Annotated in this window: 24 protein-coding genes; 21 read left to right on the top strand and 3 right to left on the bottom strand. The window is 42.1% G+C overall.

Annotated features, from left to right (window positions below; all coding sequences use genetic code 11):
- Window positions 1–532 precede the first annotated feature (532 nt).
- From LU351_RS17710 to urtE, 14 genes are all read left to right on the top strand, one after another.
- Window positions 533–1486 carry an urease accessory protein UreD gene (locus LU351_RS17710; protein ID WP_232595431.1) on the top strand — a complete coding sequence of 318 codons (954 nt, stop codon included), beginning with the start codon at window positions 533–535 and terminating at the stop codon, window positions 1484–1486.
- 67 nt (window positions 1487–1553) lie between these two features.
- Window positions 1554–1856, top strand: a complete 303-nt coding sequence (gene ureA / locus LU351_RS17705; protein WP_232595430.1) for an urease subunit gamma — start codon at window positions 1554–1556, stop codon at window positions 1854–1856.
- A gap of 49 nt (window positions 1857–1905) precedes the next feature.
- Window positions 1906–2214 carry an urease subunit beta gene (locus LU351_RS17700; RefSeq protein WP_232595429.1) on the top strand — a complete coding sequence of 103 codons (309 nt, stop codon included), beginning with the start codon at window positions 1906–1908 and terminating at the stop codon, window positions 2212–2214.
- Window positions 2215–2325: 111 nt separating this feature from the next.
- Window positions 2326–4029: an urease subunit alpha gene (gene ureC, locus LU351_RS17695; RefSeq protein WP_232595428.1), complete on the top strand. Its 1704-nt coding sequence runs from the start codon at window positions 2326–2328 to the stop codon at window positions 4027–4029.
- A gap of 65 nt (window positions 4030–4094) precedes the next feature.
- Complete coding sequence (gene ureE, locus LU351_RS17690; RefSeq protein ID WP_232595427.1) at window positions 4095–4562, top strand: urease accessory protein UreE; 468 nt, start codon at window positions 4095–4097, stop codon at window positions 4560–4562.
- A gap of 22 nt (window positions 4563–4584) precedes the next feature.
- Complete coding sequence (locus LU351_RS17685; protein WP_232595426.1) at window positions 4585–5274, top strand: urease accessory protein UreF; 690 nt, start codon at window positions 4585–4587, stop codon at window positions 5272–5274.
- Window positions 5275–5329: 55 nt separating this feature from the next.
- Entirely contained in the window at window positions 5330–6022 is a 693-nt protein-coding gene (gene ureG / locus LU351_RS17680) for an urease accessory protein UreG (protein ID WP_232595425.1), read from the top strand.
- Between the two features lie 47 nt (window positions 6023–6069).
- Window positions 6070–6699 carry a HupE/UreJ family protein gene (locus LU351_RS17675; RefSeq protein ID WP_232595424.1) on the top strand — a complete coding sequence of 210 codons (630 nt, stop codon included), beginning with the start codon at window positions 6070–6072 and terminating at the stop codon, window positions 6697–6699.
- Window positions 6700–7001: 302 nt separating this feature from the next.
- Entirely contained in the window at window positions 7002–8186 is a 1185-nt protein-coding gene (locus LU351_RS17670; RefSeq protein WP_232595423.1) for a porin, read from the top strand.
- A gap of 56 nt (window positions 8187–8242) precedes the next feature.
- Window positions 8243–9532 carry an urea ABC transporter substrate-binding protein gene (urtA, locus tag LU351_RS17665; RefSeq protein WP_232595422.1) on the top strand — a complete coding sequence of 430 codons (1290 nt, stop codon included), beginning with the start codon at window positions 8243–8245 and terminating at the stop codon, window positions 9530–9532.
- A 176-nt stretch (window positions 9533–9708) separates the two neighbouring features.
- Window positions 9709–11406 (top strand): urea ABC transporter permease subunit UrtB, encoded by a 1698-nt coding sequence (gene urtB, locus LU351_RS17660; protein ID WP_232595421.1) that lies wholly within the window; start codon window positions 9709–9711, stop codon window positions 11404–11406.
- A 65-nt stretch (window positions 11407–11471) separates the two neighbouring features.
- Window positions 11472–12590 (top strand): urea ABC transporter permease subunit UrtC, encoded by a 1119-nt coding sequence (gene urtC / locus LU351_RS17655; RefSeq protein ID WP_416053969.1) that lies wholly within the window; start codon window positions 11472–11474, stop codon window positions 12588–12590.
- Entirely contained in the window at window positions 12587–13420 is an 834-nt protein-coding gene (urtD, locus tag LU351_RS17650; protein ID WP_232595419.1) for an urea ABC transporter ATP-binding protein UrtD, read from the top strand. Before urtC ends, urtD begins: the two co-directional genes overlap by 4 nt.
- Window positions 13417–14112, top strand: coding sequence for an urea ABC transporter ATP-binding subunit UrtE (gene urtE / locus LU351_RS17645; protein WP_232595418.1), 696 nt, complete (start codon window positions 13417–13419; stop codon window positions 14110–14112). The genes urtD and urtE overlap by 4 nt, the downstream gene beginning before the upstream one ends.
- A gap of 53 nt (window positions 14113–14165) precedes the next feature.
- Here the strand turns inward: urtE and LU351_RS17640 are convergent, their stop codons facing one another.
- Both LU351_RS17640 and LU351_RS17635 read right to left on the bottom strand, forming a co-directional pair.
- Window positions 14166–15080 carry a response regulator transcription factor gene (locus LU351_RS17640; RefSeq protein WP_232595417.1) on the bottom strand — a complete coding sequence of 305 codons (915 nt, stop codon included), beginning with the start codon at window positions 15078–15080 and terminating at the stop codon, window positions 14166–14168.
- Window positions 15073–18489, bottom strand: coding sequence for a hybrid sensor histidine kinase/response regulator (locus LU351_RS17635; protein WP_232595416.1), 3417 nt, complete (start codon window positions 18487–18489; stop codon window positions 15073–15075). The genes LU351_RS17640 and LU351_RS17635 overlap by 8 nt, the downstream gene beginning before the upstream one ends.
- Window positions 18490–18568: 79 nt before the next feature.
- On the opposite strand from LU351_RS17635, the gene LU351_RS17630 reads away from it, so the two are divergent.
- Window positions 18569–18706: a hypothetical protein gene (locus tag LU351_RS17630; protein WP_232595415.1), complete on the top strand. Its 138-nt coding sequence runs from the start codon at window positions 18569–18571 to the stop codon at window positions 18704–18706.
- 54 nt (window positions 18707–18760) lie between these two features.
- On the opposite strand, the gene LU351_RS17625 is transcribed toward LU351_RS17630, so the two are convergent.
- Window positions 18761–19864 (bottom strand): phosphoribosylaminoimidazolesuccinocarboxamide synthase, encoded by a 1104-nt coding sequence (locus LU351_RS17625; protein ID WP_232595414.1) that lies wholly within the window; start codon window positions 19862–19864, stop codon window positions 18761–18763.
- 548 nt (window positions 19865–20412) lie between these two features.
- Between LU351_RS17625 and LU351_RS17620 the strand changes: the two genes are divergently transcribed.
- The 6 genes from LU351_RS17620 (at window position 20413) to mshL (ending at window position 25966) form a co-directional block, all read left to right on the top strand.
- On the top strand, window positions 20413–20817 hold the full coding sequence (locus LU351_RS17620; RefSeq protein ID WP_232595413.1) for an energy transducer TonB: 405 nt from the start codon (window positions 20413–20415) through the stop codon (window positions 20815–20817).
- Window positions 20818–21329: 512 nt separating this feature from the next.
- Window positions 21330–22283, top strand: a complete 954-nt coding sequence (locus LU351_RS17615; RefSeq protein WP_232595412.1) for a type IV pilus biogenesis protein PilM — start codon at window positions 21330–21332, stop codon at window positions 22281–22283.
- A complete protein-coding gene (locus LU351_RS17610) occupies window positions 22280–22906 on the top strand; it encodes a hypothetical protein (protein ID WP_232595411.1) in 627 nt (208 codons plus the stop codon). Before LU351_RS17615 ends, LU351_RS17610 begins: the two co-directional genes overlap by 4 nt.
- Window positions 22903–23649 carry a type II secretion system protein GspM gene (gene gspM, locus LU351_RS17605; RefSeq protein ID WP_232595410.1) on the top strand — a complete coding sequence of 249 codons (747 nt, stop codon included), beginning with the start codon at window positions 22903–22905 and terminating at the stop codon, window positions 23647–23649. Before LU351_RS17610 ends, gspM begins: the two co-directional genes overlap by 4 nt.
- Window positions 23650–23689: 40 nt before the next feature.
- A complete protein-coding gene (locus LU351_RS17600; protein WP_232595409.1) occupies window positions 23690–24073 on the top strand; it encodes a general secretion pathway protein GspB in 384 nt (127 codons plus the stop codon).
- A gap of 114 nt (window positions 24074–24187) precedes the next feature.
- On the top strand, window positions 24188–25966 hold the full coding sequence (gene mshL, locus LU351_RS17595; RefSeq protein WP_232595408.1) for a pilus (MSHA type) biogenesis protein MshL: 1779 nt from the start codon (window positions 24188–24190) through the stop codon (window positions 25964–25966).

Below are 25966 nucleotides of genomic sequence, written 5' to 3'. Positions count from 1 at the left end.
AAAGCGGTGTTTACTAATGATTCCATGGATAGATTTCTGTGATGATGCGATGTCAGAAACCACATTATCGCAGTTTTTATCCATGGGCCCAGTACTATGATTTTACCTTTTTTGAACTACTTTCATTTGATACAAAATACCCTTCTTAATTTAAGTGGAGAGTAAAAACTGTCCACAGTATTGATGTTAAGTATGTTTAAAGTATTGCTTTGTTTTTTTAATGATGTGGTTTTTAGAATTTATAAGAGTGGTGGTGGTTTGTATACTATTGTTTTATTGAAAGTGGTGCGGCCTTCAAGCCGGTAAATAATGTTGGTTGGTATGATAAGTTGTACTGGGGTGATTGTTTATTGTGGGCTGGTGAATTCCAATGTTTTATCTGCCTATTTGATCTTTTTTGTGACATTTTTTTGGTGAAATGAAAATTGAATCGATAAATATGTCTAAATCATCAGGTGTATAATTGACGTATTTTAGATTCTTGAGTGACATGTGACACTTGCATGAAAGGGTTAGACTGGTGAGTGTTGGAATGATTGACGTCGTTACAAGTGAAAAAGATTTTCAATCTGTTCGACACCCCATTTCTGGGCAGTTTGAATCGACGCCTCAATACTGCGAGGAGCAATGGCACGCTAAGCTTTTTGCAGAAATCAAGTGCTCAGGTAATAAGGCCTTTTTAGGTAAAACCGATCATTATGGGCCATTACGAATACAACGCCCTTTTTTTCCTGAGGGTCGTGATTGTTTGCATCTCTATTTGCTTCACCCTCCAGGAGGGTTGGTTGGGGGAGACAGTCTCAGTATTTCATTTGATGTGAAAGAGAGATCACATTGCTTGGTGACAACACCATCAGCAGGAAAGATTTATCGGAATATTCGTGGCTTGCCTCAGGTTCAAAATGTTGGTGTTAACGTTCATAGTGGTGCAAAAATAGAATATTTTCCACAAGAAAATATCATTTATGATGGCGCAGAAGCCCATATAAATACCTCTGTTGAACTGAAGGGCGATGGCGTATTTTGTGGGTGGGAAATTACCTGTATTGGGCGTTATGAAAGCAGTGATCCTTTTGTTTCTGGAAGCCTTAAACAAAGCTTTCAGGTGACACGGGATGGCACCCCTGTCTTTTCCGATCGATTGATATTAACTGCCAATTCATCGTTGCAGTCTGGTGTGGCAGGTTTACAGGGCAAATGTGTAGCGGGTACGTTTTTGATAACCACAGATTTATTTCCTATTGATGAAGCGCTCTCTTTAGAGCAGAAAAATTTGCAGAAAAAAATAGTTGGCTGGCAGACTGAGTTCATGCAAAGAAATCCTGATACGCTAATCGCAATGACACAAAAACCTATGGTTTGGATTGTTCGGGCCCTAGGGAATCGTGCAGAAAAAATAAGACAAGTGTTTGAAATGTTATGGGCAATGATTCGGCCTTATGCTATGGGGCGGCCGGTATGTGTTCCGCGTATTTGGTGTACGTAATTTAACGCATATCATCCCCTAAGGCCTTATACGACAATCATAATATTGTGAACGATTGGAGGCTGTCGTGGAACTTTCGCCACGAGAAAAAGATAAATTACTGCTCTTTTTGGCTGCCGAGTTGGCGCAAAAGCGCAAAGATCGAGGGGTCAAACTCAACTACCCTGAAAGTATCGCTATCGTAAGTGCTTTTATTATGGAAGGGGCTCGTGATGGTTGTACGGTCGCAGAACTAATGAATGCGGGGCGTGGTGTTTTATCTCGTGACGATGTGATGGACGGTATTGCAGATATGCTCCATGAAGTTCAAGTGGAGGCGACATTTCCTGATGGAACAAAATTGGTCACGGTACATAATCCTATAGCTTAATTCATCATTTTATGATTTGAACCATTTACGTTGGTGGCGAGGAGGTAAGATGATTCCAGGGGAAATCATTTGTGCGTCAGAGGATGTAGAGATCAATGCGGATCGAATGACATGCTCTGTTGAGGTGGCAAATCAAGGTGATCGGCCCATTCAAGTTGGCAGCCATTATCATTTTTATGAAACCAATCCCGCTTTACGATTTGATCGTTCTTCAGCTCTGGGAATGCGCTTAAATATCCCTGCTGGCACAGCCATACGTTTTGAGCCGGGACAAATTCGTACTGTTGAATTGGTGGCATTTTCTGGAAAGCGAAAAATCTATGGTTTTCGTGGGGATGTCATGGGTACATTACCTTAGCGTATTAATTAAAAACAGAATCAATTCAAAATATCAGAAAGCGTTTTTTTAAATTAAATCGTTTGTTTACCTCTTTATTCTAATTTTTGAGTTAACAAAAAGGAAAATGGTATGGCCAAAATAGATCGACAAGCATACGTAGATATGTATGGGCCAACCGTTGGTGATAAAGTTCGCTTGGCTGACACCGAGTTATTTATTTCACCGGAAAAAGATTACACCGTTTATGGTGATGAGGTGAAATTTGGTGGTGGAAAGGTCATTCGTGACGGGATGGGGCAAAGCCAAGAGAGTTGTGGGGATGTCCCCGATACTGTCATTACAAATGCGTTAATTCTGGATTATTGGGGTGTGGTTAAAGCGGATATTGCTATAAAAGCGGGGCGTATTTCCGCAATAGGAAAGGCGGGCAATCCCGATACCCAAGAGGGAGTCACCATTGCTATCGGGGCAGGTACGGAAATTATTGCTGGTGAAGGACAAATTGTGACGCCCGGTGCGGTGGATGCCCATATTCATTTTATTTGTCCGCAACAAATTGAAGACGCGTTAATGAGTGGTGTGACAACGATGTTGGGAGGTGGGACGGGGCCGGCAACCGGTACCAATGCCACCACATGCACGCCTGGGCCTTGGCATATAGGAAAAATGCTGCAAGCGATTGATGAATTACCCATGAATATTGGGTTCTTAGGAAAAGGCAATGCCAGTTTACCAGAGCCGCTTGCTGAACAAATTGAAGCGGGCGCAATGGGGTTAAAGCTTCACGAAGATTGGGGGACAACACCCGCCGCAATTGATAATTGTTTATCGGTTGCAGAACGTTACGATGTTCAGGTTGCGATACATACGGATACATTAAATGAATCTGGGTTTGTGGAAGATACTTTAGCGGCATTTAAAGGTCGCGTCATCCATACTTATCACACGGAAGGCGCCGGTGGTGGGCACGCTCCTGATATTATTAAAGCGTGCGGTGAAGCCAATGTTTTACCATCGTCAACTAATCCCACCCGGCCTTACACGATTAATACTGTTGATGAGCATCTTGATATGTTAATGGTGTGTCATCACTTAGACCCCAGTATTCCAGAAGACGTTGCATTTGCTGACTCTCGTATCCGTCGTGAGACGATTGCAGCAGAAGATATTCTCCATGATCTTGGGGCATTTAGTATGATTTCATCAGACTCGCAAGCGATGGGGCGTGTGGGTGAAGTCATTACACGAACATGGCAAACGGCGCATAAAATGAAAGTGCAGCGAGGCCAGTTAACGGAAGATACTGAAGGAAATGATAATTTTCGTTGTCGCCGTTATATCGCTAAATATGCCATTAATCCGGCCATTACCATGGGTATTGCCCATGAAGTGGGTTCAATCGAAGTGGGGAAATTAGCGGATTTGGTTCTCTGGAAACCTATGTATTTCGGTACTAAACCTTCTTTAATTATAAAGGGGGGGATGATTGCGGGGGCGCCGATGGGAGACCCGAATGCGTCAATTCCAACACCGCAACCAGTTCATTATCGTCCGATGTTTGGCGCGTACAGTGGGGTTGCTCATGCGACCAGTGTCAGTTTTGTATCTGATGCAGCTATTAAAAATAAAACACTCAATCACCTTGGTTTAAAAAAACGCCTCTGTGCGGTCAATAAAACCCGTTCAGTCCGTAAGTCAGATATGGTTCTTAATGATTATCAACCAAGGTTAGAGGTTGACCCTCAAACTTATGTGGTCACAGCGGATGGACAACCTTTGCAGTGTGAACCTGCAAAGGTATTGCCAATGGCTCAGAGGTATTATTTATTTTAAATTTTGATGGACTATGGGTGTGGTGTTTTTCAATGTAATGTCTTTAAACAGCAGGCAATGGTTGTATGAAAATATTTACTCAAATAGTCTCGTCAGACAGTATGTCTTTTCCCTCTAATTTACTCAGCCTCAAATTAACGTTTGATGATCGAAAGCGAGCTCGTCTTAAATCGGTTTCTGAGTGTGGGCAGACGGTTGGGATTCAAATTGAACGAGGGATCATTCTTAGAGATAATATGTATTTAAAAAGTGATGATGGGCAAATACTCAAAATTTTAGCGTCCAATGAATCAGTATCCAGCGCTCATGTTCATAATGCCACATTATTTGCTAGGGCATGTTATCACTTAGGAAATCGACATGTTCCTTTGCAGATAGGTGTCAATTTTTTGCGCTATCAATACGACTCAGTATTAGATGAAATGCTACAACAATTGGGGGTGGATGTGATACACGAAAATGCGCCCTTTGAGCCTGAGGGTGGAGCTTATAGCGTTGCGCATGCACATCATCACTCCCCATCTCATGCGTAATTTCTTGAGCGTATATTGAATAATGTATAGCGAAGAAAAATCGTCTTTGCATCGGCTGCTTTCATTATTGCATCTATCCAGTTCCGCATTGCCTGTGGGGAGTTTTGCGTATTCACAAGGTCTTGAATACGCATTGGACTCTGGTTGGTGTAATAACAGTAGTGAAGTTCACGATTGGATTGTAATGAATTTACGGTTTGGTCTTGGACATTTAGATTTGCCCATTTATTTACGACTATTCAGCGCATGGAAAAAAAAAGACTTGGATAGCATTAAAAGGTGGAATGCCATATTGCTGTCATTTAGAGAAACCCAAGAATTGTATTGGGAGGATGTGAATGTTGGCAGTGCGTACGCACGTTGGCATATAGGGCAAGATGCTGAGCGTAAGCCCGATGTTGCAGTTTGTGCTTTGCCAACCGTCGTGTGTATGCATGCTTTAGGGGCGGTTTACAGTGAATTAGAGCCTGATTGGGCAATGTTGGGTTTTATTTGGAGTTGGTGTGAAAATCAAATTGCGTGTGCCAGCAAAGTATTGCCAATGGGCCAAACAGAAGGGCAGAGAATGCTTCAGACTCTGATCCCCATCATGATAGAGGTTGGTGAGCAGTCTTGTGATGTTGATGATGACAATATTGGTTCTGGTTTAATGGGAATGGCATTGGCGTCTGCTTTACATGAGCAGCAATACTCACGGCTTTTTCGTTCTTAATAGTTAGGCTTGAAAAGCAATTGAGTTCGATGATATTTAATTTGAGAGGCTTTGTATGACGAACCAAGTGTTAAGGGTGGGGGTTGGGGGGCCAGTAGGCTCTGGGAAAACTGCGCTTTTACAAAAGGTATGTCAAATAATGCGAAATCACTATGATATTGCGGTGGTGACCAATGATATTTATACCAAAGAAGATGCACAGTTTTTATTACGTAATGAGGCTTTGTCTGAAGATAGAATTTTAGGTGTAGAGACTGGGGGTTGCCCTCATACGGCAATCCGAGAAGATGCCTCTATGAATTTGGCGGCGGTTCAATCTTTACAAGATCGACATCCACAACTTGAAATGGTGATGATAGAAAGTGGCGGTGATAATCTTTCTGCTACGTTTAGCCCAGAGTTATCTGACTTGACCTTATATGTTATTGATGTCTGTGCAGGAGATAAAATTCCACGCAAAGGCGGCCCAGGAATTACGAAGTCGGATTTGTTGATCATTAATAAAGTCGATATTGCTGAACATGTGGGGGCTTCATTGGAGGTGATGGATCGCGATACTCGATTAATGAGAAAAGGCCGCCCTTTTGTTTTTACAAATGTAGAGACGACTAAAGGTGTTGCTGATGTGATTCAGTTTATTATTGATCAAGGAATGTTGAAAAAGAGTGATGATATTAATATTGAGTTATCAAAGATGTTGCCGGCACAAAGTCCATCTGAAAAATGTATTCAATCATCAAGATCATAATCAAAGTTCGACGTTAATTGTATTAAGGCGAAAGGGCGGAGTGTAAAATGCTTAAAATCGTAAAAAATAAACCATTTTTAATGATAAGCTTGGTGTTGCTTACGTTAGTGTCATTCTCTTCTTATACCTTAGCTCATTCAGGCCATATGAATATGGGAATATTTCAAGGATTTTGGCATGGGGTTGTGCATCCATTGGTTGGCTTAGATCATTTTCTTACGTTTATTACTGCAGGGTGCTTATTGGCTCACGGTTGTGCTAGTTGTCGAATTATGACACTTCTTGTCTCTTTGGGGGTAATTATTCTCGGGTATGTCAGTGGGCACGGTGGTTTGCATTGGGTTTCATTATCCAGTGTTGAAGTTTTGATCGATTTGTCAATGAGTATTGCTTGTGGGCTTTTTCTGGTCGTGATGTTTTTTAAAAAATGGTTGATTAAAGTTCAAAGGCGTTCAATTTTTGGTAGGTATTTTAATTCTGTTGGAAGGATGCTTATTGCAATCTTTGCTTTTTCTCATGGTTATGTCCACGGAGTGGAATTGCCTGGCGACGCGTCTTTGTTAGGATTTGGAGTGGGATTTGTTGGTACTTCATTAATGTTAATTTGGGGAGCTTTTTTGATATCCCGTGTTGTTGATGTTTTAGGGGTTGGATTGATTGTTGAAAGAAATCAATAAATTTATTTATACAGTGCATTTTTGAGTCTTGATCTATTTTTAGGTGAGCTTCTTTTTTTGGTTTGTTGAAAGCTTTCTATTATTTTTTCTCTTTTTCTCTTCACCGTTTGGTTTTCCTTATAAAGCTTAGTCTTTTTCTGTGTTTCTTGCCTTTTAATTGTACGATGTATTTTTTATTCCTTAGGATAAGTGCCTTTTTATGGGGTGAATGACGTAGTGGTGTGCGTTTTTTGTCTCATGGTGAATGTGCCTTGGCTGGGGATAATAACATCATGCTTATTTTTAAACGGTGAGGGCATGGTATGAAGTTTGTTAACAATATGAGTTATCAAAACGGATTTCAAAAATTTTTCTCTTTAGAAAAGCTGGGTAAAGGAATCGTTCTTCTTTCAGGTATGGGCATGGCATCAATAAATGCTCAGGCAGCCGGAAAAATAGAACTTTCTGATACAAGTTGGGTTAGTGTGGGCGCAGGTGTACGCGTAGCTGGAATTTATTCTGATGAAGGAGCCCCGGATGGTGATTCTTCGTTAGATTTTGATACCCAAAATATTCGTTTATACGTCAATGGGCAGGTTGCTGAGAATATTGGATTCACATTCAATACAGATGAGATATTTGCTGATGGCCCTGTTGATGTTTTGGATGCGTTTGTGAGCTTCAGTGTTAACGAGCAGGTGAACTTTCATATTGGTCGTCATTTGGTGCCGGCTGATCGCATCGAGATGAATGGTCCCTTTTATGGATTAACTTGGAATCAATATACACAGCCTCTGTATGCGTCAGATCAAGTCGATGTTGCAGGAACCTATGGACGTGATGATGGTGCCACCTTCTGGGGGAAAACAGGAAAGTTTCAATATGCAATAGGGATCTTTGAGGGTCTATCCGGTGACGGTACTGCGAATCAAGGCGACTCGCCATTAATGGCGGCCCGCTTTGCGTATAATTTTTTGAATATGGAAGATAATCCAGCTTATTACACCTCGAGTACTTATTTTGGTGGTTTGGGAGATATCTTTACCGTTGCACTTTCTCTTCAATCTCAATCTGATGGTGTAGGAACAGAGGAATCACCGGGTGATTTTAGCGGCTATACGGTTGATGTTTTATATGAAAAAGCATTGTCGTCCGGTCAGGCGCTGACGGTTGAAGCAGAATACAAAAGTTTTGATTCTGATTATGAAGGCGGCTCACCCAGCGATCCAACCAATTTCGGGTTATTTGACGGAGAGTCTTATTTCTTATCTGGCGCTTATTTATTGCCTGGCGATGGAATGGGACGCTTCCAGCCTTATTTACGCTATGTCGAAAATAGCCCTTCAAATTTTGATTCGAGTACCTTAACGGAAGCGGGTCTTAATTACATTATTAAAGGGCACAACGCGAAAGTGAATCTGAATTTTGCCAGCGGTGATGCCAATATCAGTGGATATAAGGGCCAAGATACAAACTCAATTTCGGTTGGATTCCAACTGCAAATCTAAATTTAGGTTTAAAAATCTTAAGTATGACGTCTTTTTTATAGGTGAGGAATTAAACGATGAAGCTTAAAAAAGTATTCACAAGTATAGGTGCTGGTGTTGCGGCATCGGTATTATCTTTTTCAGTGTTGGCAGCAGATACGATTAAGGTTGGTGTATTACATTCTCTTTCTGGAACAATGGCCATCAGTGAGACAACGCTAAAAGATACCGTGTTAATGATGGTGGAAGAGCAAAATAAAAAAGGTGGGTTGCTTGGAAAAAAATTGGAGGCCGTTGTGGTGGATCCGGCTTCAAATTGGCCGTTGTTTGCGGAAAAAACCCGTGAATTAATAACCAAAAAAGATGTTGATGTCATTTTTGGTTGTTGGACATCTGTTTCCAGAAAATCTGTTTTACCGGTGATTGAAGAGTTAAATGGATTGTTATTTTACCCTGTTCAATATGAAGGGGAAGAATCTTCAAAAAATGTTTTTTATACCGGTGCGGCACCTAACCAACAGGCCATTCCGGCTGTAGATTATTTGGCTGATGAGTTAGAAGTAAAGCGTTGGGTACTTGCAGGCACCGATTACGTTTATCCAAGAACCACGAATAAAATTTTGGAGTCCTATCTGAAATCCAAAGGCGTGGCTGAGGAAGATATTATGATTTCTTATACACCATTTGGTCACTCTGATTGGCAGGGTATTGTTTCTTCAATCAAAAAATTTGGTGGTCAAGGTAAGAAAACTGCTGTGGTTTCTACCATTAACGGTGATGCGAATGTGCCTTTTTATAAAGAGCTGGGTAATCAAGGGGTAACGGCAGAGGATATTCCTGTTGTGGCTTTCTCGGTAGGGGAAGAAGAACTGTCTGGATTTGATACATCGCCACTATTGGGGCACTTGGCGGCATGGAATTACTTTCAAAGTGCTGAATCAGACGCTAATGATGCGTTTATCGCTAAATGGAAAAAATACATCAAGAACGAAAAGCGCGTAACTAACGATCCAATGGAGGCAACTTATATTGGATTTAAAGCTTGGATAAAAGCGGTGAAAAAAGCGAAGACGACGGATGTGGATAAAGTTCGTAATGCGATGTATGGCATTCGAGTGAAAAACTTAACCGGTGGCGTAGCGGAAGTATTGCCGAATCATCATTTTACGAAACCCGTTTTGATTGGCGAAATTCAGGATGATGGCCAATTCGAGATTGTTTGGGAAACAGAAAGTGAAGTTGCAGGTGATGCTTGGACCGATCACTTACCAGAGAGTGCGAAAATTATAGCGGATTGGAAAGATAAATCTGTTAACTGTGGGAATTATAATACTGAAACGAAAAAGTGTTCAGGTCAGAATTACTAAATTTTAATTTTTTTTGAATTCGGGCCTTGGTGCCCGATTTTTAAATGCTCGTTTTTTAAGTGTTTTATTGATATGAAGGAGGATGTGTGACTTCCAGAATGTACACCTTATTGCCTCAGAGAGATTGGTTTTGGTGGAGGATATTATGCACTGTAATCCTTTTGTGCTCTATAGCAGTGAAGCCTTGTTTTGCGAATAGTAAAGATGAAAAAAAAGAAGGTTATACATTATTAGAGTCGCAGCAAGGTGTATTGCAGAAAGGCTTGCAAAGCGATGAAGAATTAATGGTTGAGTATGAACATCTGATTCGTCAGTTGCCTTTGGCAAACTTTAAAGAAAAATTAGCATTAATAGAAAAGATTGAGCAGAAAGGAGGTCAGCACGCTTATGACCTGTTAACGTCTCTGTTGTCTGGGGAGTTGTATTATCTTAAAAAAGATCCTGATATTTTGGTGTATGCAAAGAAATATGAAGGCGATGAGTATCAAGTGAAGGAATTAGGTGAAGAATCTGAAAGTAAATTACTATCTAAACTGGATCTTAAAAAAATCTATAAAAAAGTTCGCACCAATAATCGTGTAAGGAAGGGTATAAAACTATCCATAGCTCGTTTGTCATTAAAATCTGATTCGGAATCTAACAAAATCAATGCGTTAAAAGCGATGGTGTTAACCATAGATCCTGTGACTGCATCGGCAATTGAGTCAATGTACGAAAATGAAAGATCAGGCAAGGTAAAAGAAATGATGTCTATCGTATTGGCGGTACATACCTTAAAGACATCACAAGATATGACTGCTGTGTCCTCCTCTAAGGTGAATCAAGCAATTGTACTGCTGGGTGATCGATTGGAAATTCCGGTTAAAAATACGTTGGTGGAGTATAAAGGGTTTCTTGAGGAAAGTGAGATTCAAAGTGATCAAAAATCACAGTTATTAAAAGAGTTAAATAAGGCGTTGACGGCGATAGAAGAAAAGAATCGGTTTTATGTCTTTGTTGAGAAGTTATTTTTTGGTATCAGCTTGGGTTCGGTATTGCTGTTGGCTGCGGTAGGGTTGTCGATTACCTTTGGTGTCATGGGCGTGATTAATATGGCTCATGGAGAGATGATCATGATTGGGGCCTATTCTACTTATGTGGTTCAATTAATCATGCCAAACTTTATTGGTTATTCTCTTCTGGTTGCCATTCCCGCTGCTTTTTTGGCGTCTGCGATTGTCGGGATTATTATTCAACAAACCGTTATTCGTCACCTGCATGGACGGCCACTGGAGACCTTATTGGCCACGTTTGGGATCAGTTTATTATTGCGGCAAGCTGTGCGTACTATTTTTTCACCGCTTAATCGGCAAGTAGATCAGCCCGACTGGATGAGTGGTACCTTAGAAATTAATCCAGTGCTTTCTTTGACTTATAACCGATTGTACATTGTCGCATTTTCTATTCTTGTGTTTATTGTATTGGTTTTTGTGATTAAGAAGACATCTTTAGGATTAAATGTTCGAGCAGTTTCTCAAAACAGACCAATGGCGAAGGCAATGGGGGTTCGCACTGAATGGGTGGATGCGATGACGTTTGGTTTGGGATCAGGAGTCGCCGGTGTGGCTGGTGTGGCGCTTAGTCAGCTGACGAACGTCGGTCCTAATTTAGGTCAGGCTTACATTATTGATTCATTTATGGTGGTGGTATTTGGTGGTGTGGGCAATTTATTGGGTACATTGGTCGCGAGTTTTACATTGGGTGTGGCCAATAAATTTATTGAACCGATTACCGGCGCTGTATTGGCGAATATTGTTGTGTTGATATTTATTATCTTGTTTATACAGAAGCGACCAAAAGGATTATTCCCACAGAAAGGGAGGGCGGCAGAATGAGTCAATTTTTTAATGCTCTCGTCTCGAAGGGCTTTTTCGGAAAACGAATCCGTAATGGTGTGCACATGTTTTCCCTAATTTTATTCGTTGTTGTCATAGTCTGCTCGGTTTCAAATCTTTTAGTTCCTGAGCAATCCATATTTTATGTAAGTACCTATACGATTACCCTTCTGGGAAAATATTTATGTTTTGCATTGCTTGCACTGTCGGTTGATGTGGTATGGGGTTACTGTGGTGTGCTTAGCTTAGGGCATGGAGCTTTCTTTGCCTTAGGTGGTTACGGTATGGGCATGTACCTCATGCGACAAGTGGGTGATCGAGGTGTCTACGGTAATCCTGATTTGCCAGATTTCATGGTATTTCTCGATTGGACAGAATTGCCTTGGTATTGGTTTGGCATGGATCAATTTTGGTTTGCGATTGCCATGGCCATTTTTATTCCCGGTTTGCTGGCATTTGTTTTTGGGTGGTTGGCATTTCGCTCTCGGGTAACCGGTGTGTACTTGTCTATTATGACGCAAGCATTAACCTACGCTCTGATGCTCGCGTTTTTTCGAAATGAAATGGGTTTTGGTGGGAATAATGGATTAACGGATTTTAAAGAAATTCTGCATTTTGATTTACAGTCAAATGAAACTCGTGTAGGGCTTTTCTTTTTATCTGCCTTGGTTTTAATCATTGCGTTGTTATTAAGTCAGAAAATCATGAAGTCACGATTTGGGCGTGTTGTTATTTCAATACGGGATGGCGAAAGTCGAGCACGCTTTTTAGGCTATGTAACCGATCATTATAAAGTTGCCCTCTTTGTGTACTCTGCGGTATTAGCTGCATTTGCAGGGGTTTTGTATGTTCCTCAGGTGGGTATTATCAACCCTAGTGAATTTTCTCCAATTAATTCTATCGAAGTGGTTGTTTGGGTGGCTGTTGGTGGTCGTGGCACGTTATACGGTGCAGCGGTGGGGGCATTGTTAGTTAACTATGCAAAAACGAAATTTACTGCAGTACTTCCAGATGGATGGTTGTTTGCTTTAGGGGCATTGTTTGTCGGCGTTACACTTTACCTACCCAATGGAATTGTTGGATTTTTTGAGCAGCGAATATCTTTTTTGAAGGGAGATTCATCAAGAGAATTGGATAGCTTTGAGGTAAAAGATAAAAAATCAGTATCTGAGGTAGAAGTATGAGCGAGAATTATGGGCAGCGTGGTTTGTGGCGCCGAGATCGTGTGTGGTCTTTTCTTGAGCCTAGAGCAAGGGAGGTTGATGTATCTCGAAATGTGATTTTATATATAGAAGGAGTAACCGTCAATTTTGATGGATTTAAGGCACTCAATGATTTAAATCTCTATATTAATGATGGTGAGTTAAGATGCCTTATTGGAGCAAACGGTGCCGGTAAAACAACCTTAATGGATGTGATTACAGGTAAAACCCAGTGTAATCAGGGCAGTGTTTATTTCGGACAAACCATTAATTTATTGGAGCATTCTGAACCAGAAATTGCTCGTTTAGGTATAGGGAGAAAGTTTCAGAAGCCGACCGTTTTTGAAGTGCATACTGTTTATGAAAATTTAGAGCTCTCGTTAAAAACGTATAAGGGTGTCTGGTATACACTCTCGGCCAAATTATCAATGGAAGAGATGGATTACATCGATGAAGTATTAAACATTATCGGTTTGGAAAAGCATCGTTATCAAGTTGCGGGTGCCTTGTCTCATGGAGAAAAGCAATGGTTAGAAATTGGAATGTTACTGGCTGCCGAGCCTCGTTTGTTATTGATCGATGAACCTGTTGCGGGAATGACTCCCCAAGAAACTGAGCGCACAGCAGAATTACTGACGTCATTGGCCGGTGACCATACTGTGGTGGTGGTAGAGCATGATATGGAATTTGTTCGAAGTATTGCACGAACCGTCACGGTATTGCATCAAGGGTCTGTACTGGCAGAAGGTTCGATGGAGGCCATTCAGAATAACCCTGATGTGATCGAGGTGTATTTGGGAGATCAACCATGATTCAATTTAGCCAACTCAATCAAAAATATGGGGGAACACAAATTCTTTGGAATCTCGATTTAGAGATAAAGGAAGGCGAAGTTACTTGTATTATGGGGCGCAATGGCGTGGGTAAAACAACACTATTGAGGTGTTTAATGGGGTTATTGTCTATTCACTCTGGCGATATAATCTTGAATGGTCAATCTTTAGTATCATTGAGTGCAGAAGCACGAGCACCGTTAGGGGTGGGTTATGTACCGCAAGGACGTGATATTTTTCCAATGCTAACAGTTGAAGAAAATTTACGGATTGGATTGCCGATACGCAAGGATAAATCGAAATGCATACCCGAAAAAATTTATGATTTATTTCCAGTGTTGAAGGAAATGTTAAACCGTTTAGGTGGAGATCTTTCTGGTGGGCAGCAGCAACAGTTGGCAATTGCACGAGCGTTGGTTATTGAGCCTAGGGTGTTAATTTTAGATGAACCCAATGAAGGTATCCAGCCAAATATTGTGCGACAAATCGGGGATGTTATCTTAAAATTAAACCGTGATGAAAATTTAACGGTTATATTGGTTGAGCAAAAATTGGGTTTTGCCAGACGTGTAGGGCAATCCTTTCGGTTGATGGAAAAAGGCAGAATTGTCGCCAGTAGTGCCATGGATCAGTTGAATGACGCCTTAATTAAGCAATATCTGGCCGTGTAAACCCAAAGCTAGGTGTTCTCTATAAGAGAGAGTGCGATATGTTTGGCCGTTTTTTAATGTTGGTGTTCTGTGATGACGCGAATGGCAACACTGGCTGCCGTCGTTCTATTTTCAACCCCAATCTTTTCAAAAACCTGTTCCAAATGTTTATTAACGGTTCTTGGGCTAATATCCAGAATTTGGCCTATTTCTCGGTTGGTTTTTCCTTGAGATATCCAACGGAGCACTTCGGCTTCTCGTTTGGTTAGGTTGAGATTTTTTTGAAGTAATACCTCATCTGGTATTTGATCTAAATTGATCAATTTTAACAAATACTCATCATGATTTCGTGCCTCAACAAATTCAACTGCAATGGGTGGACTAACATCTTTAAAAGCAGAGCGTTGTCGTGGTGTCGGATGGTGTTGTAACCATTGAAAAATAGTTTTGCAAAATATGTCGTTTTGCCAGTGTTCATCAGGTTGGCATTGCTGTAGTAGTTCATAGGCTTGTGGTGTAGCCCATTGAATTTCTCCTGCTGTTGTTACAGAGAATAAGTACTGGCCTGTATTGTCGAGCGCTCTTTGAGTTGAATCTGCAATACGCGCATTTTTGAGATGAACTCGCATACGTGCAAGTAATTCATCTGGCCTAATGGGTTTGGTTAGGTAATCAACACCGCCGACCTCTAGCCCCTTCACGATATCTTTTGTATCCGACAAGCCGGTCATAAAAATAACTGGAATTCCGGAGAGATCGGGGTCGTTTTTTAAATGTTGACATGTTTCAAAGCCATCCATTCTTGGCATAACGGCATCCAATAAAATCATATCGGGTCTTACCCGTTTTGCAATGGTTAATGCTTGCTGACCTTCTAGCGCTACTAATACATCAATATTTTCACTTTCAAGAGTATCATTAATTAGGGCTAGTGCTTCTGGTGAATCGTCAACTACAAGAACGATTTCGTCTCTGGTTACATTATTCATGTGATGAATTTTCCGTAATAATTTTCTCAATTTTATCAAATCGCATTAAGTCAGCCAGTTGTGTTAAATGATCTAAAAGTATAGGAGATAAAATGTTCTTATCTCTCAATGTTTTTAAAGCCGAAACAACACTGCGTTTATGCCCAATTTGTACGGCATATAATAATTCAGAGAAAGTTTCTGGGGCAGATAGGTGGCAAGGAAGTTCTATTGATGTTGGCTCGATAGCCTGTGTTGTACGATTCATTATGCTATGTTGGGGTTCTTCGGTATAACGCCATGTGAGGTTAAGTAACTGCCCAATGCGTTCTATGAGTTCTCGATTGCGAATCGGCTTGGTGATATAACCGTCATAGGCGTTGTAATCTTCTTTATCTTTTTGCACAGTGGCATCTGCAGAAAGCATAACGATGGGTTGCCGATAACCTTGTTGGCGTAAATGTTTGGATAATTGCAATCCGCTCATTACTGGCATAGTAATATCCATTAATAGTATGTCTGGATTATTATCTTTCATAATTTGAATGCATTCATGAGCGTTTTGTGCTTCTAGCGTAATAAAGTCGAGTGGCAATAAAATATCAGAAATTAAACCTCGATGAATGGCGTCATCGTCGATAACCAACACTGTTTTTTTCGATTCTAAATAACCGCGAATGGTTTTTTCTGGTATGGTCGAGGGGGTTGGTTGATAAACCCATGAAAGCATAAGAGAGACTGAAAAGCAGCTTCCAAAACCAGGAGTACTGTCTACTTCTAAGTGACCTCCGAGCACCTCGGTAAGAAGTCTCACAATAGTGAGGCCCAGACCGGTGCCTGGAACATTTGGTACAGCTTGGTTACGAACGCGCTCAAATGGGTTCATGATGCGCTCGATGTCTTTTTTATTAATGCCAACGCCGGTATCGACGACTGTAAATTCGGCTACTTGATTTCGATAATAGATATGAAAATCTACTCGCCCTTCTTCTGTGTATTTTATGGCATTTGATAATAAATTAATGAGAATCTGTTTGAGACGCTTTTCGTCGGTTGTGACCACCTCTGGTAAAGGATTGTGAATTGTAAAATGAAATTCAATACCTTTAGCTTCAGCTTGTGGTTGAAAAATTTGTACCAGTTGATTCAGTAATTCTTTAATTTTGACTTCTTGTCGATATAAGTCGAGCCTTCCGGCTTCAATTTTTGAGATTTCTAATAACCCTTCAATGAGGTTGGCAAGGTGTTCACCACTGTTGCGAATGGTACTTAGCATACGCTGATGTTGAGCTGGTATATCTTCTTTTTGTTGTAATAACTGCGCATATCCTAGCACTGATTGTAGGGGGGTTCGTAATTCATGGCTAATACCTGAAAGATATCGGCTCTTGGCATTATTAGCACGTTCAGCAACCTCTTTGGCATTTTGCAATTCGAGATCAGTTTCTTTGTGGGCTTCAATTTCATCAATAAGAAGCTGTGTTTGCCGGTTCGATTCTTGTTGCGCGACTTTTCGGCTTTCATGAGCGAGTAAAAACAACCAGGCTAGCACGCCGGATACAATGGACAGTGCGTAGAATATTGTCCACATGCTGTCGGCCAATAGCGCTTTTTCTGGTGGAGAAGCTGGTGCGCTGTGCATGTAGATCAGCACTAAAAAAGCCGCGTTTAAAAGAACAGTACCGGTGAATAGCCCTAAAAAACCAATGATTTTGGAGTCAATAAAAACGAAAAAGCGTTCATGACTGAATTTTTTGAGGAATAATCGTGTTTGATCTCCAATGCGCCCATTGGGTTTGCACATGTCTAAACAGCGTGCGTCCAATGAGCAACATAAGGAACAAATCGTATCACCGTATGCCGGGCAATAGCTCATGTCTTCTACATCAAATTGATTTTCGCAAATAGTACAGGTAAGTGTTTGAGGCTTTTCAATATGCTCGCAAGTGGGTATGAGTAAAGTGGTATCATACTCTCTTGCCAAATAATATTTTCCATGAGTCAGTAAGCCGAGTGCTGGCACGAAAATATAACAGGCGGCTAACGATAAAAAATGGGCTAAATGTTTGGCAGTTTCTCCTAAGTACCCCAAATAAGCTACCATACCCACAATGGTGGCTAGGCCCATTGAGCCGAACCCCACGGGATTAATGTCGTATAAGTGCCCTCGTTTAAATTCGATGCGCTTTGGGCTGAGTTTAAGAGGTCTATTAATTAATAAGTCTGCTGAGAGAGAGCCAAGCCAACTAATGGCGATTAATGCGAAAATACCCAAAATGGCTTCTAATACTCGATAAATGCCTAGCTCCATCAAAGTGAGTGCAATGGCAACGTTGAAAATGAGCCATACCACTCGGCCGGGGTGGCTGTGAGTCAACCGGCTAAAGAAGTTTGACCAGGCAATTGAGCCGGCATAAGCATTGGTAACGTTAATTTTCATTTGAGAGATAATGACCATAATACCCGCAAGCACCAACGCAAAAGTGGGGGATTCGGTTAAGTAGAGAAAGGTCATTTGATACATATATACCGGGTCAATAGCCTGTTCGTAGGGGACGAATTGGGTGATGGCGATAAAGGCAAGAAAAGACCCCAATAACATTTTAATTAAACCAACGAATATCCACCCAGGCCCTGATAGCAGAAGCCAAAACCACCATTGGTATTTATTGCTTGGCGATTGACTTGGCATAAATCGTAAGTAATCTACTTGCTCGCCGATTTGGGCCACCATTGCAAAAAAGATGGAGGAGCAAGCACCAAATAAGGCGAGATTAAAGGTATGGCCGTTCGGCAAATCTGGGGGAGCGTAATGAACCCATTGGCTTAAACGGTGGTATTCAAAATAGCCAACGACAAATAATGCACTGCACTGGAGCAGTAACCACATTGTTTGTGTACCGACTTGAAAGCGACTGATAGCGGTGATGCCGTGAGTGACAATAGGAACAACGGCTATCGCGCAAAGAACATAACCAATTGACAGTGGAATCTGAAATAAGGCTTTGAGTGCTGAGGCTAAAATGGCGGCTTCAATGGCGAAGAAGATGAACGTAAAAGAGGCATAAATTAAAGAGGTAATTGTAGAGCCTAAATAGCCAAAGCCAGCGCCGCGAGTGAGTAAGTCGATGTCGAGTCCATTCTTGGCTGCATGATAAGAAATTGGAATGCTTGTTAATACAATCACGATGGCAACGGCAAGCATGGCATAGAGGGTATTGATAAACCCATACTGCAATGTCGCTGCAGCTGCCAAGGCTTCTAAAGCGAGAAAAGCGGTGGCGCCTAATGCGGTTTTTCCAACACGACTAATGCTTAAGCGTCGAGCTTTCTTGGCAGTAAAACGAAGCGCAAAATCTTCAAGGGTTTGGTTGCCTACCCATTTGTTGTATTCCCTGCGCATTCGAAATATGGATTGTGTTGGCTTCATATTGGCCATGCACCTAAAGACAATCGTTTATAATGCCATGCAAGAGATATGCTGGATATGGGGAGAATAGCGTAGTTTTATGGAACCGTTACGGTGTTGTAATGATGGTGTTATTGTGTTTGGTGTCGTCGCTGAAGTTCTGATTGCCGTCGAAGCCCTAAAAGACGAAACTAGGGCTTTCTTCGGTCTATTCTACATTGAATTAAATATCAATTAAGTTTCTATTATTGAATATTGCGAATGTTTTATTTTTTTTATTAAACGCTAGTCATTAAACAATAAGCCCATATTTTGCGCCTAGAGCTTCAATCACTTCCTCTTTTGGATTGTCAGAAATTTCAATACACGCACCTATGATTTTTTCTGCAACTGCTTGGTAGGTATTTGATAAATCCATCAGCATTTCAACGGGTAAGCGATGGTTTTCAGCCAGTTGTGTCCGTTCATCCATTCGGTTTTTATTTAATAAAATATCTGGATCAGGGAAATGATTCAGCAGCGCTTGTCTGAAGCCTTCTTTGGAATTTTCAATAATCTTGCCAGATTGGTAGGCAGTACCATCCCAAATTCTTGAAGAATCGGGTGTGCCGACCTCATCCATATAAATTAATTCTTCATTTCCTTCTTTATTTGTGACATAGCCAAATTCAAACTTGGTATCTACAAAGAGTTGATCCAGTTTGGCGAAGTCGTTTTGAATAATAGCAAAGCCTTCTTTAAGCAGGGTTTCGTAGCGACTGATATCGTCTGCGCTATTGAAGTTAAAGGCATGGAGATTTTCTTCAATATTACGTCGGGTGATGTTGGCATCGTCCGCCTCTGGTACGCCGGGCAAGCCTCTCAACACTCCTTTGGTACTTGGTGTAATGAGTATGTCATCTAGCTTTTGATGTTGAGTCAGCCCTTCTGGTAATTGGATACCACAAAAATCACGTTCACCTTTCTCGTAAGCGCGCCACATGGAGCCGGTAATGTATTGGCGCCCAATGGCCTCAATTTTTACGGGGCGTGCTTTTTGCACAATCCACACCAACGGGTGCGGAACATCTAAAATATGGCTGTTAGCCAGCCCTTCTTCTTTGAATCGTTGAAACCAATAATTAGAAATACTGTTCAACGCGGCCCCTTTCCCTGGTACGCCATCTAAGCCGTTTTCTCCTTTCCAGATGCAATCAAAGGCGGAAATCCGATCACTAATGACCATGATGGCCAAGGGAGTACTTTCGGGGACGGGGTAGTTGTGTTCTTGAATGAGTCGTTGGCTGTCCGCTTCGGTAAGCCAGTAGACCGAACGCACTTTCCCACTATGAATGGGCTGTTCGGTTCGAATGGGAAGGTCGTCATTGTGAGCAAGAACGTTCATGGATTGAGTCATGGGTAAGGCCTTAAACACGAGAAGCGCAGGGCGCAAAGTCATATAAGAGTGTGCTGTTGCATGAGCGGCGCAGTTTACCAGAACCCGCTCAAGACGCCATGCGTTAACCTCAGTTGTACGCTCAGTTGTGTTTTGGGGTAAGGAAAGAAGAAGCGCTTTTTGGTTGTTTTTTGACTGATTTAAGTTTTGCTACCACACTTTTATTACAAAAGTGTTAAATATTAAAAGAATTCTTTGACTTTGGTCGAAGGCGAGGGATATTATTTTGTATATACAAAGTATATATGAGTTCGGGTATAAACTTTGTTTATAGTTTTTGAGCATAAAAAGCTCTGAGAATAAAAATCTTTGAGGCTATTCGTGAAATCGAGTGGTCATCAAGAAAGCGCTAACAATAAGAAATGGCCAATAAATAGTCATTGCTTAATACAAGCAAGGTAAGTGAGAGAAACGCAACGTTTCTATTTTTCCTTGGGGTTAAAAAAAACCACCGGTGAGTTGAGCGAGTATCGCCACCCGGTATCGAGAACCTATTAAGGAGCATCAGAATGAGAAAATTAATCACTATTGCACTGGGCATGAGCGTCGCGGCAATGAGTATGGCGAAAGAGGCCCCCTCCAAAATAGTTCATGTTATGGAAGATGGCACAGTGGGCATTGTTAAAGATATTAAACCTGAGTACCCCCGTCATGCCTTGAAAAATAAGGTTCAAGGCTACGTTTTGGTTTCTTATAATGTGAATGCACAAGGTGCTGTTGAGGAAATTACGGTCATCGAGGAAAGCCCTGCCAAAGTGTTTACATCCGCCGCACGTCGTGCGCTTGCTTCATCTGTTTTTACAGTAGAAACCAAAGATGGTCAAAAAGCGGCGATGGATGGGCTGAAACGCCGTTATGAATTTCAATTAGTGGTTGATGGCGATACTTCGTTTGTTGATTTGGCATCTCGATAACCAAAAATTCATCGTCAAATATGTATGTTATTTAAGCGGTTTTTTGTATTAAGCGCTAATTCTTAAGTGCCCCTACGCTAAAGACGCCTCTGCTTACAGAGGTGTCCAATCTACCAGTTTATCTTGCCTTTTCTGCGTATTTTCCCTCTCAATTCTTTTATCCGATTTCCTTCCTAATTTCTTTATGACTGTTGGTTCAGGCGCTTGTTACTCCCACTTTTAATATTTCTTTTCTATCTTTCCGCTTTTTGAGTCGATCATCTTGGGATGGCTACGGAGATTTTCTTGTTTTCCATGGTTATATGCATTTTCGTATAAAATTATTTTGTTTTTGAAACAGATATTTTTGTCAAAAATCGAATAACTATGAAAAATGTATCTATAATTCCAAATGAATTATTACTTCACATGTGAGTGGGCCGGATGGTTCTAAGCAGCATTGTGAAACGTTGATGGAATGAGGTCGTGGCAAGGATGTGTTTTGAATAGAGAACAATGAGGCTTGGTCACTTATGTCGTGGTTTCGACGATGGAAACGCCGCCGTGCATCCGTACCGACTGTCGGTATGCAGATACTAAAAGAAGGGCTTGCATTAGTAGCGGTTACTCCGGGCAGTCATCGGGCATTGAGTGTCTGTGAAGTGATTCCTCATGGTGGTAAACCAGAGAGTGGAGCTTTTATTGACCTTGTGGCTGAGAGAATTGAGACACTGGGTTTGAAATCTGCTATGACCAATGTTGTTTTGGGTCACGATGATTATCAACTTCTTTTGGTTGAAGCCCCCAATGTTCCTCAAGCAGAGCTACGTGAAGCGGTGAAATGGAAAGTGAAAGATTTAGTCGCTTTGCCTTTAGAGGAGTTGGTGATTGATGTCATCACCTTGCCCGAAGACAGTAGTCGAAATAAAGCACCCTTATTGTATGTGGTGGCGGCGAAAAGGCGATTAGTCGAACAGATTATTGAATTTGTTCCCAACGTGGGATTGGAATTGAATGCCATCGATATTGTGGATATGGCGTTGCGGAATTTGGGGGCTGAGCTGGCAGACGAAGAACGCAGTATTGCCATGGTGCACCTCCATAATGGTATAGGTAAATTAACGCTGACCCGTGTTGGTAATTTGTATTTATCCCGTCGCTTTGATATCGATTACCGTGGTGGGTTAATGGATGAGTTACCTGCTGAGCCACTGTTATTAGAGCTGCAGCGTTCTTTAGATTATTTTGAACGGCAAATGGGGCAATCTCCTCCCACAAAAGTATGGTTGTCGGGGTTGTATTTGGGAGCTGAAAAAATAGAAGACTCCTTACGCCAAGGTCTAAGTGTGGATATTGGAGCCTTTGACCTATCATTACTCACAGAAACCGAAACGCTTTCGGAGGTTGTTCCGACTCTCCACGATGAAAGCCTTTGGCAGCAATGTTTACCGAGTATCGGTGTGGCATTAAGAGAGGGTGAGGCGTGAATCAAGGCCAACAAATTAATTTATATACGGATGAATTTCGTCATTCAGCGCTTTTGTTTTCATCCCAGCATTTATTGATAGCGATGGCATCGGCAGTCTTTATTGCTTTCTTGTTATGGGGCTGGACACTGTATGAGTTAGATCAGTCAGAAGAAGAATTAGCAGCACTAACGCTCGATGTTGCCAACATTACTGAGCAAGTCGAAAAACTGCGTGTTCAGCGTAATATTACCCCCAGTGCACAGTTACAACGCGAATTGGATAATCTAAAAGAAACGTATCGCCGTCGCCAACAGGTATTGCAATTGATTGAACGGCAAAATTTAGGTAATGCGCAAGGCTTTTCCGGGTATTTGGTGGGGTTTGCGAAAGAGTACGTCAAAGGGATTCAGTTACAAACGTTTGATCTTGACTCTGGGGGAGGCTGGGTGTCTTTTTCAGGCACGGCAACTCATTCTGAGCTAGTGCCACGTTACTTGGGTAAGTTAAGAAAGGATGAGCATTTTGCGAAAGCACGAATGGGAATATTAACGCTGGTTCACGAAGACAATAAACCGGTACGTTTCTCGATTGCTGATAGTGAAACCGCGTCAGACTTAACCCAGAATGGAGACGCGCAATGACATTGCAAGAGCGTTGGCAGGGCATTGCAGAGAAATTTGACGCGCTGGAAACTCGGGAGCGATTGCTGGTTTTGGTTGGGGGAGCGTTACTGATCATTATGTTGCTGGATTTTATGATCGTAAGCCCCGTTGCCAAACAACTCAGTAAAAAAGAAGCCAGCATTGTTTCGATAAAAAAAGAATTGCAGGTGAGCCAACAAACATTAACGCAGATGGTGCAGCTACAGTCTTTTGATCCGAATGGAAAATTACGTGAGTCCATTGCCGTCGAGCAAAAAAAGGTGGATCGTTTAGATGAACAATTGGCACAAATGTCTGTAGGGCTTATTCGGGCAGATGAATTACCACAATTGCTTGAGCAGTTATTGTTGGAATCGAAAGGGTTGCGGTTAACCGAACTACAAACCTTACCTGTGCAGTTAATTACCTTATCAGGTACAGAGGAGCTTCTTGCACAAACATCGGAGACAGGCGCGCCCACTGAACCTACAGTAGTAAGCCCGGTGGCTGATCCGGCGTGGGAATCATCGGCTTCACAACCGGTAGGGGTGTATAAACACAGAGTGAGAGTAGAGTTTGAAGGCAGTTATTTCGATGTGACGCGTTATTTGCGTCGCCTTGAGCATCTTTCATGGCGATTTTATTGGGATAGAATGACCTACGAAGTAGACGATTACCCGAGTGGTCGTGTGACGGTGTGGGTGTATACCCTGACGACGGAAGAGGGGCTGCTGGGTGTGTAATTGTAATAACCCATTTCTGAGTTTCAAGCGCATTTCTATTTTGCCCCTTTTACTGTGCTATTGCCTCAGTCTTTTCGTTGCCGGTGGTGTTCAGGCGCAAGCGCAAATTGAGCGTGAGAGTCAGTCGTTTCAAAAGTCTCCCGATCGTCCACTGGTGGATTTAAATACACTGTCTGATCCTACCCGCCCTATTTACTTTCGCCCTTCTGTTTCATCGATATCCCAATCACTGCGGTTATCTTCGGTTGTTTTTCGTGACAATAAGCGTACTGCCATTATCAATGGCAAACGGGTAAAAGAAGGTGATTCGATTGTGGGTGGTGGTGTTGTTAGCCGAATTCGAGAGCGGTCAGTTTTGATTCGAAAAAATGGAAAAACACATACATTGTATTTGAATAATCACAAAGTGAAGGTGGTACGTTGATCGTTTAACACTAGGTTTAAAAACACACGCAGGCAGCAGTGCCATTATCGATGACATTAAGCTTGAAATTGACATCGTGGCCTCAGGTAAATTTTTGGGATGAAGGTATTTCGGGTGAAGACACTTTTTGTAAAACAGGTAGGGGTGGCGGCGTCGTTGAGCGCGGTAGTGTTATTGGGGTTATTGGGGTGTTCGTCAAATACCCAGCCGCCTTCTTTGGCCGACCAAGTAGAGCAAGAGCGGATTCGTAATACCGATCATGCGGCAATGCCATCTGGAGCACCGTCCACGCCACCCCAAGCGGTGACAGATGCCCTACTTAATTCCAGCTCCGGGTTGAATAATCGTACCGGGCAAGAAGCCGCTTTGCCGCTTGAATCCCGTTTCGACATCTCGGTGAATGAAGTGCCTGCCCGTGCTTTTTTCTTAGGGTTGGTGGAAGGTACTCGTCACAATATGGTGGTACACCCGTCTGTATCGGGTGCGATTAGTTTAGAGCTCAAAAATGTCACCATCGAAGAAACCTTGAAAGTAGTGCGCGATATATTTGGGTATGAGTACAAATTGGATAGTGGCATTTATCGTGTGTATCCAAGAGAGTTGCGCAGCGAAATTTTTCACATTGATTACTTGGATGTACAGCGTGCGGGTACGTCTGATACCAGTGTGTTGGTCGGGGAATTAACCAGCAACAATAACAATGGTCAGAACGGTAACAATCGCAATAACAACAATAATAATATGGGTGGCGGATTAGCCAACCTGGTGCAACCGCAAGGTGTGGGTGGCGTAGCAGGAGCCGGTGGCTTAGGTGGTTTAGGCGGCTTGGGTGCCGGAGCTCAGAATATTTCGTTGCCAGGCTCTCGTGTGCAAACCCTCAACCAAACGGACTTTTGGGGTAATTTACAAGAAGCGGTCATTGCAATTATTGGCGGTGAAGAAGGCGATCGTTCTGTTGTGGTGGCACCACAGGCGGGGATGGTCGTGGTTAAAGCCATGCCCAGTGAGCTATCTGCCGTAAGAGAATTTTTAGAACGTTCGGAATTAAATGTATCACGCCAGGTTATTTTAGAAGCCAAAATTCTTGAAGTTGGGCTGAACGATGAGTTTTCAGCCGGCATTAATTGGGGAGCTATTTCTGGACAAGCGTTATATGGCTATGACGTATCGGAGTTTGCCAATGGCAACCAAATTGTGACGGTTGATGACGGTGTGGGCGGATTATTTGGGACATTATTAAGTGTGGGAGACGTTTCCACACTCATTAATTTATTGGAGTCACAAGGCAATGTACAAGTATTATCGAGCCCACGTGTTTCCACTGTGAATAATCAAAAAGCGGTCATTCGTGTTGGGTCGGATGAGTATTTTGTGACGGGCATTTCAACGACGACAACCGCCAGTACTGCCACCACATCGGAAACCCCAAATGTTGAGTTGGCCTCGTTTTTTTCGGGTATTTCTTTGGATGTGACGCCACAAATTGCGGAGAATGGCGACGTAATTTTGCACATTCACCCCATCGTCAGTGAAGTCACTGATCAGCAAAAAAGTTTTACCTTGGGGGATGATCAATTCACCCTCCCTCTGGCATTCCGCGATATTCGCGAGTCTGACACCATTGTGCGTGCACGTTCTGGTCAGGTCATTGTATTGGGAGGATTAATGCAGGAATCCACCACGAAAACAGATCGGCGTCGCCCTGTGTTGGGAGATATCCCGTTGTTGAATGGGTTATTCCGCGCCAATCAAAAAGGCAATCGTAAAACAGAGTTGGTGATTTTATTAAAACCGCTAGTCATTGATGATGAGACATGGGATTCCGATTTACGTAATACAGAAACTCGTATGAGAAGCATCGAGGAAGCGTTAAAAACACGTCGAGAATGGTAG

The organism is Marinibactrum halimedae (genome assembly GCF_021234875.1).
GTDB lineage: Bacteria > Pseudomonadota > Gammaproteobacteria > Pseudomonadales > Cellvibrionaceae > Marinibactrum > Marinibactrum halimedae.
Note: the sequence above shows the minus strand (reverse complement) of the source record. Positions and strands in the feature narration are given on the sequence as shown.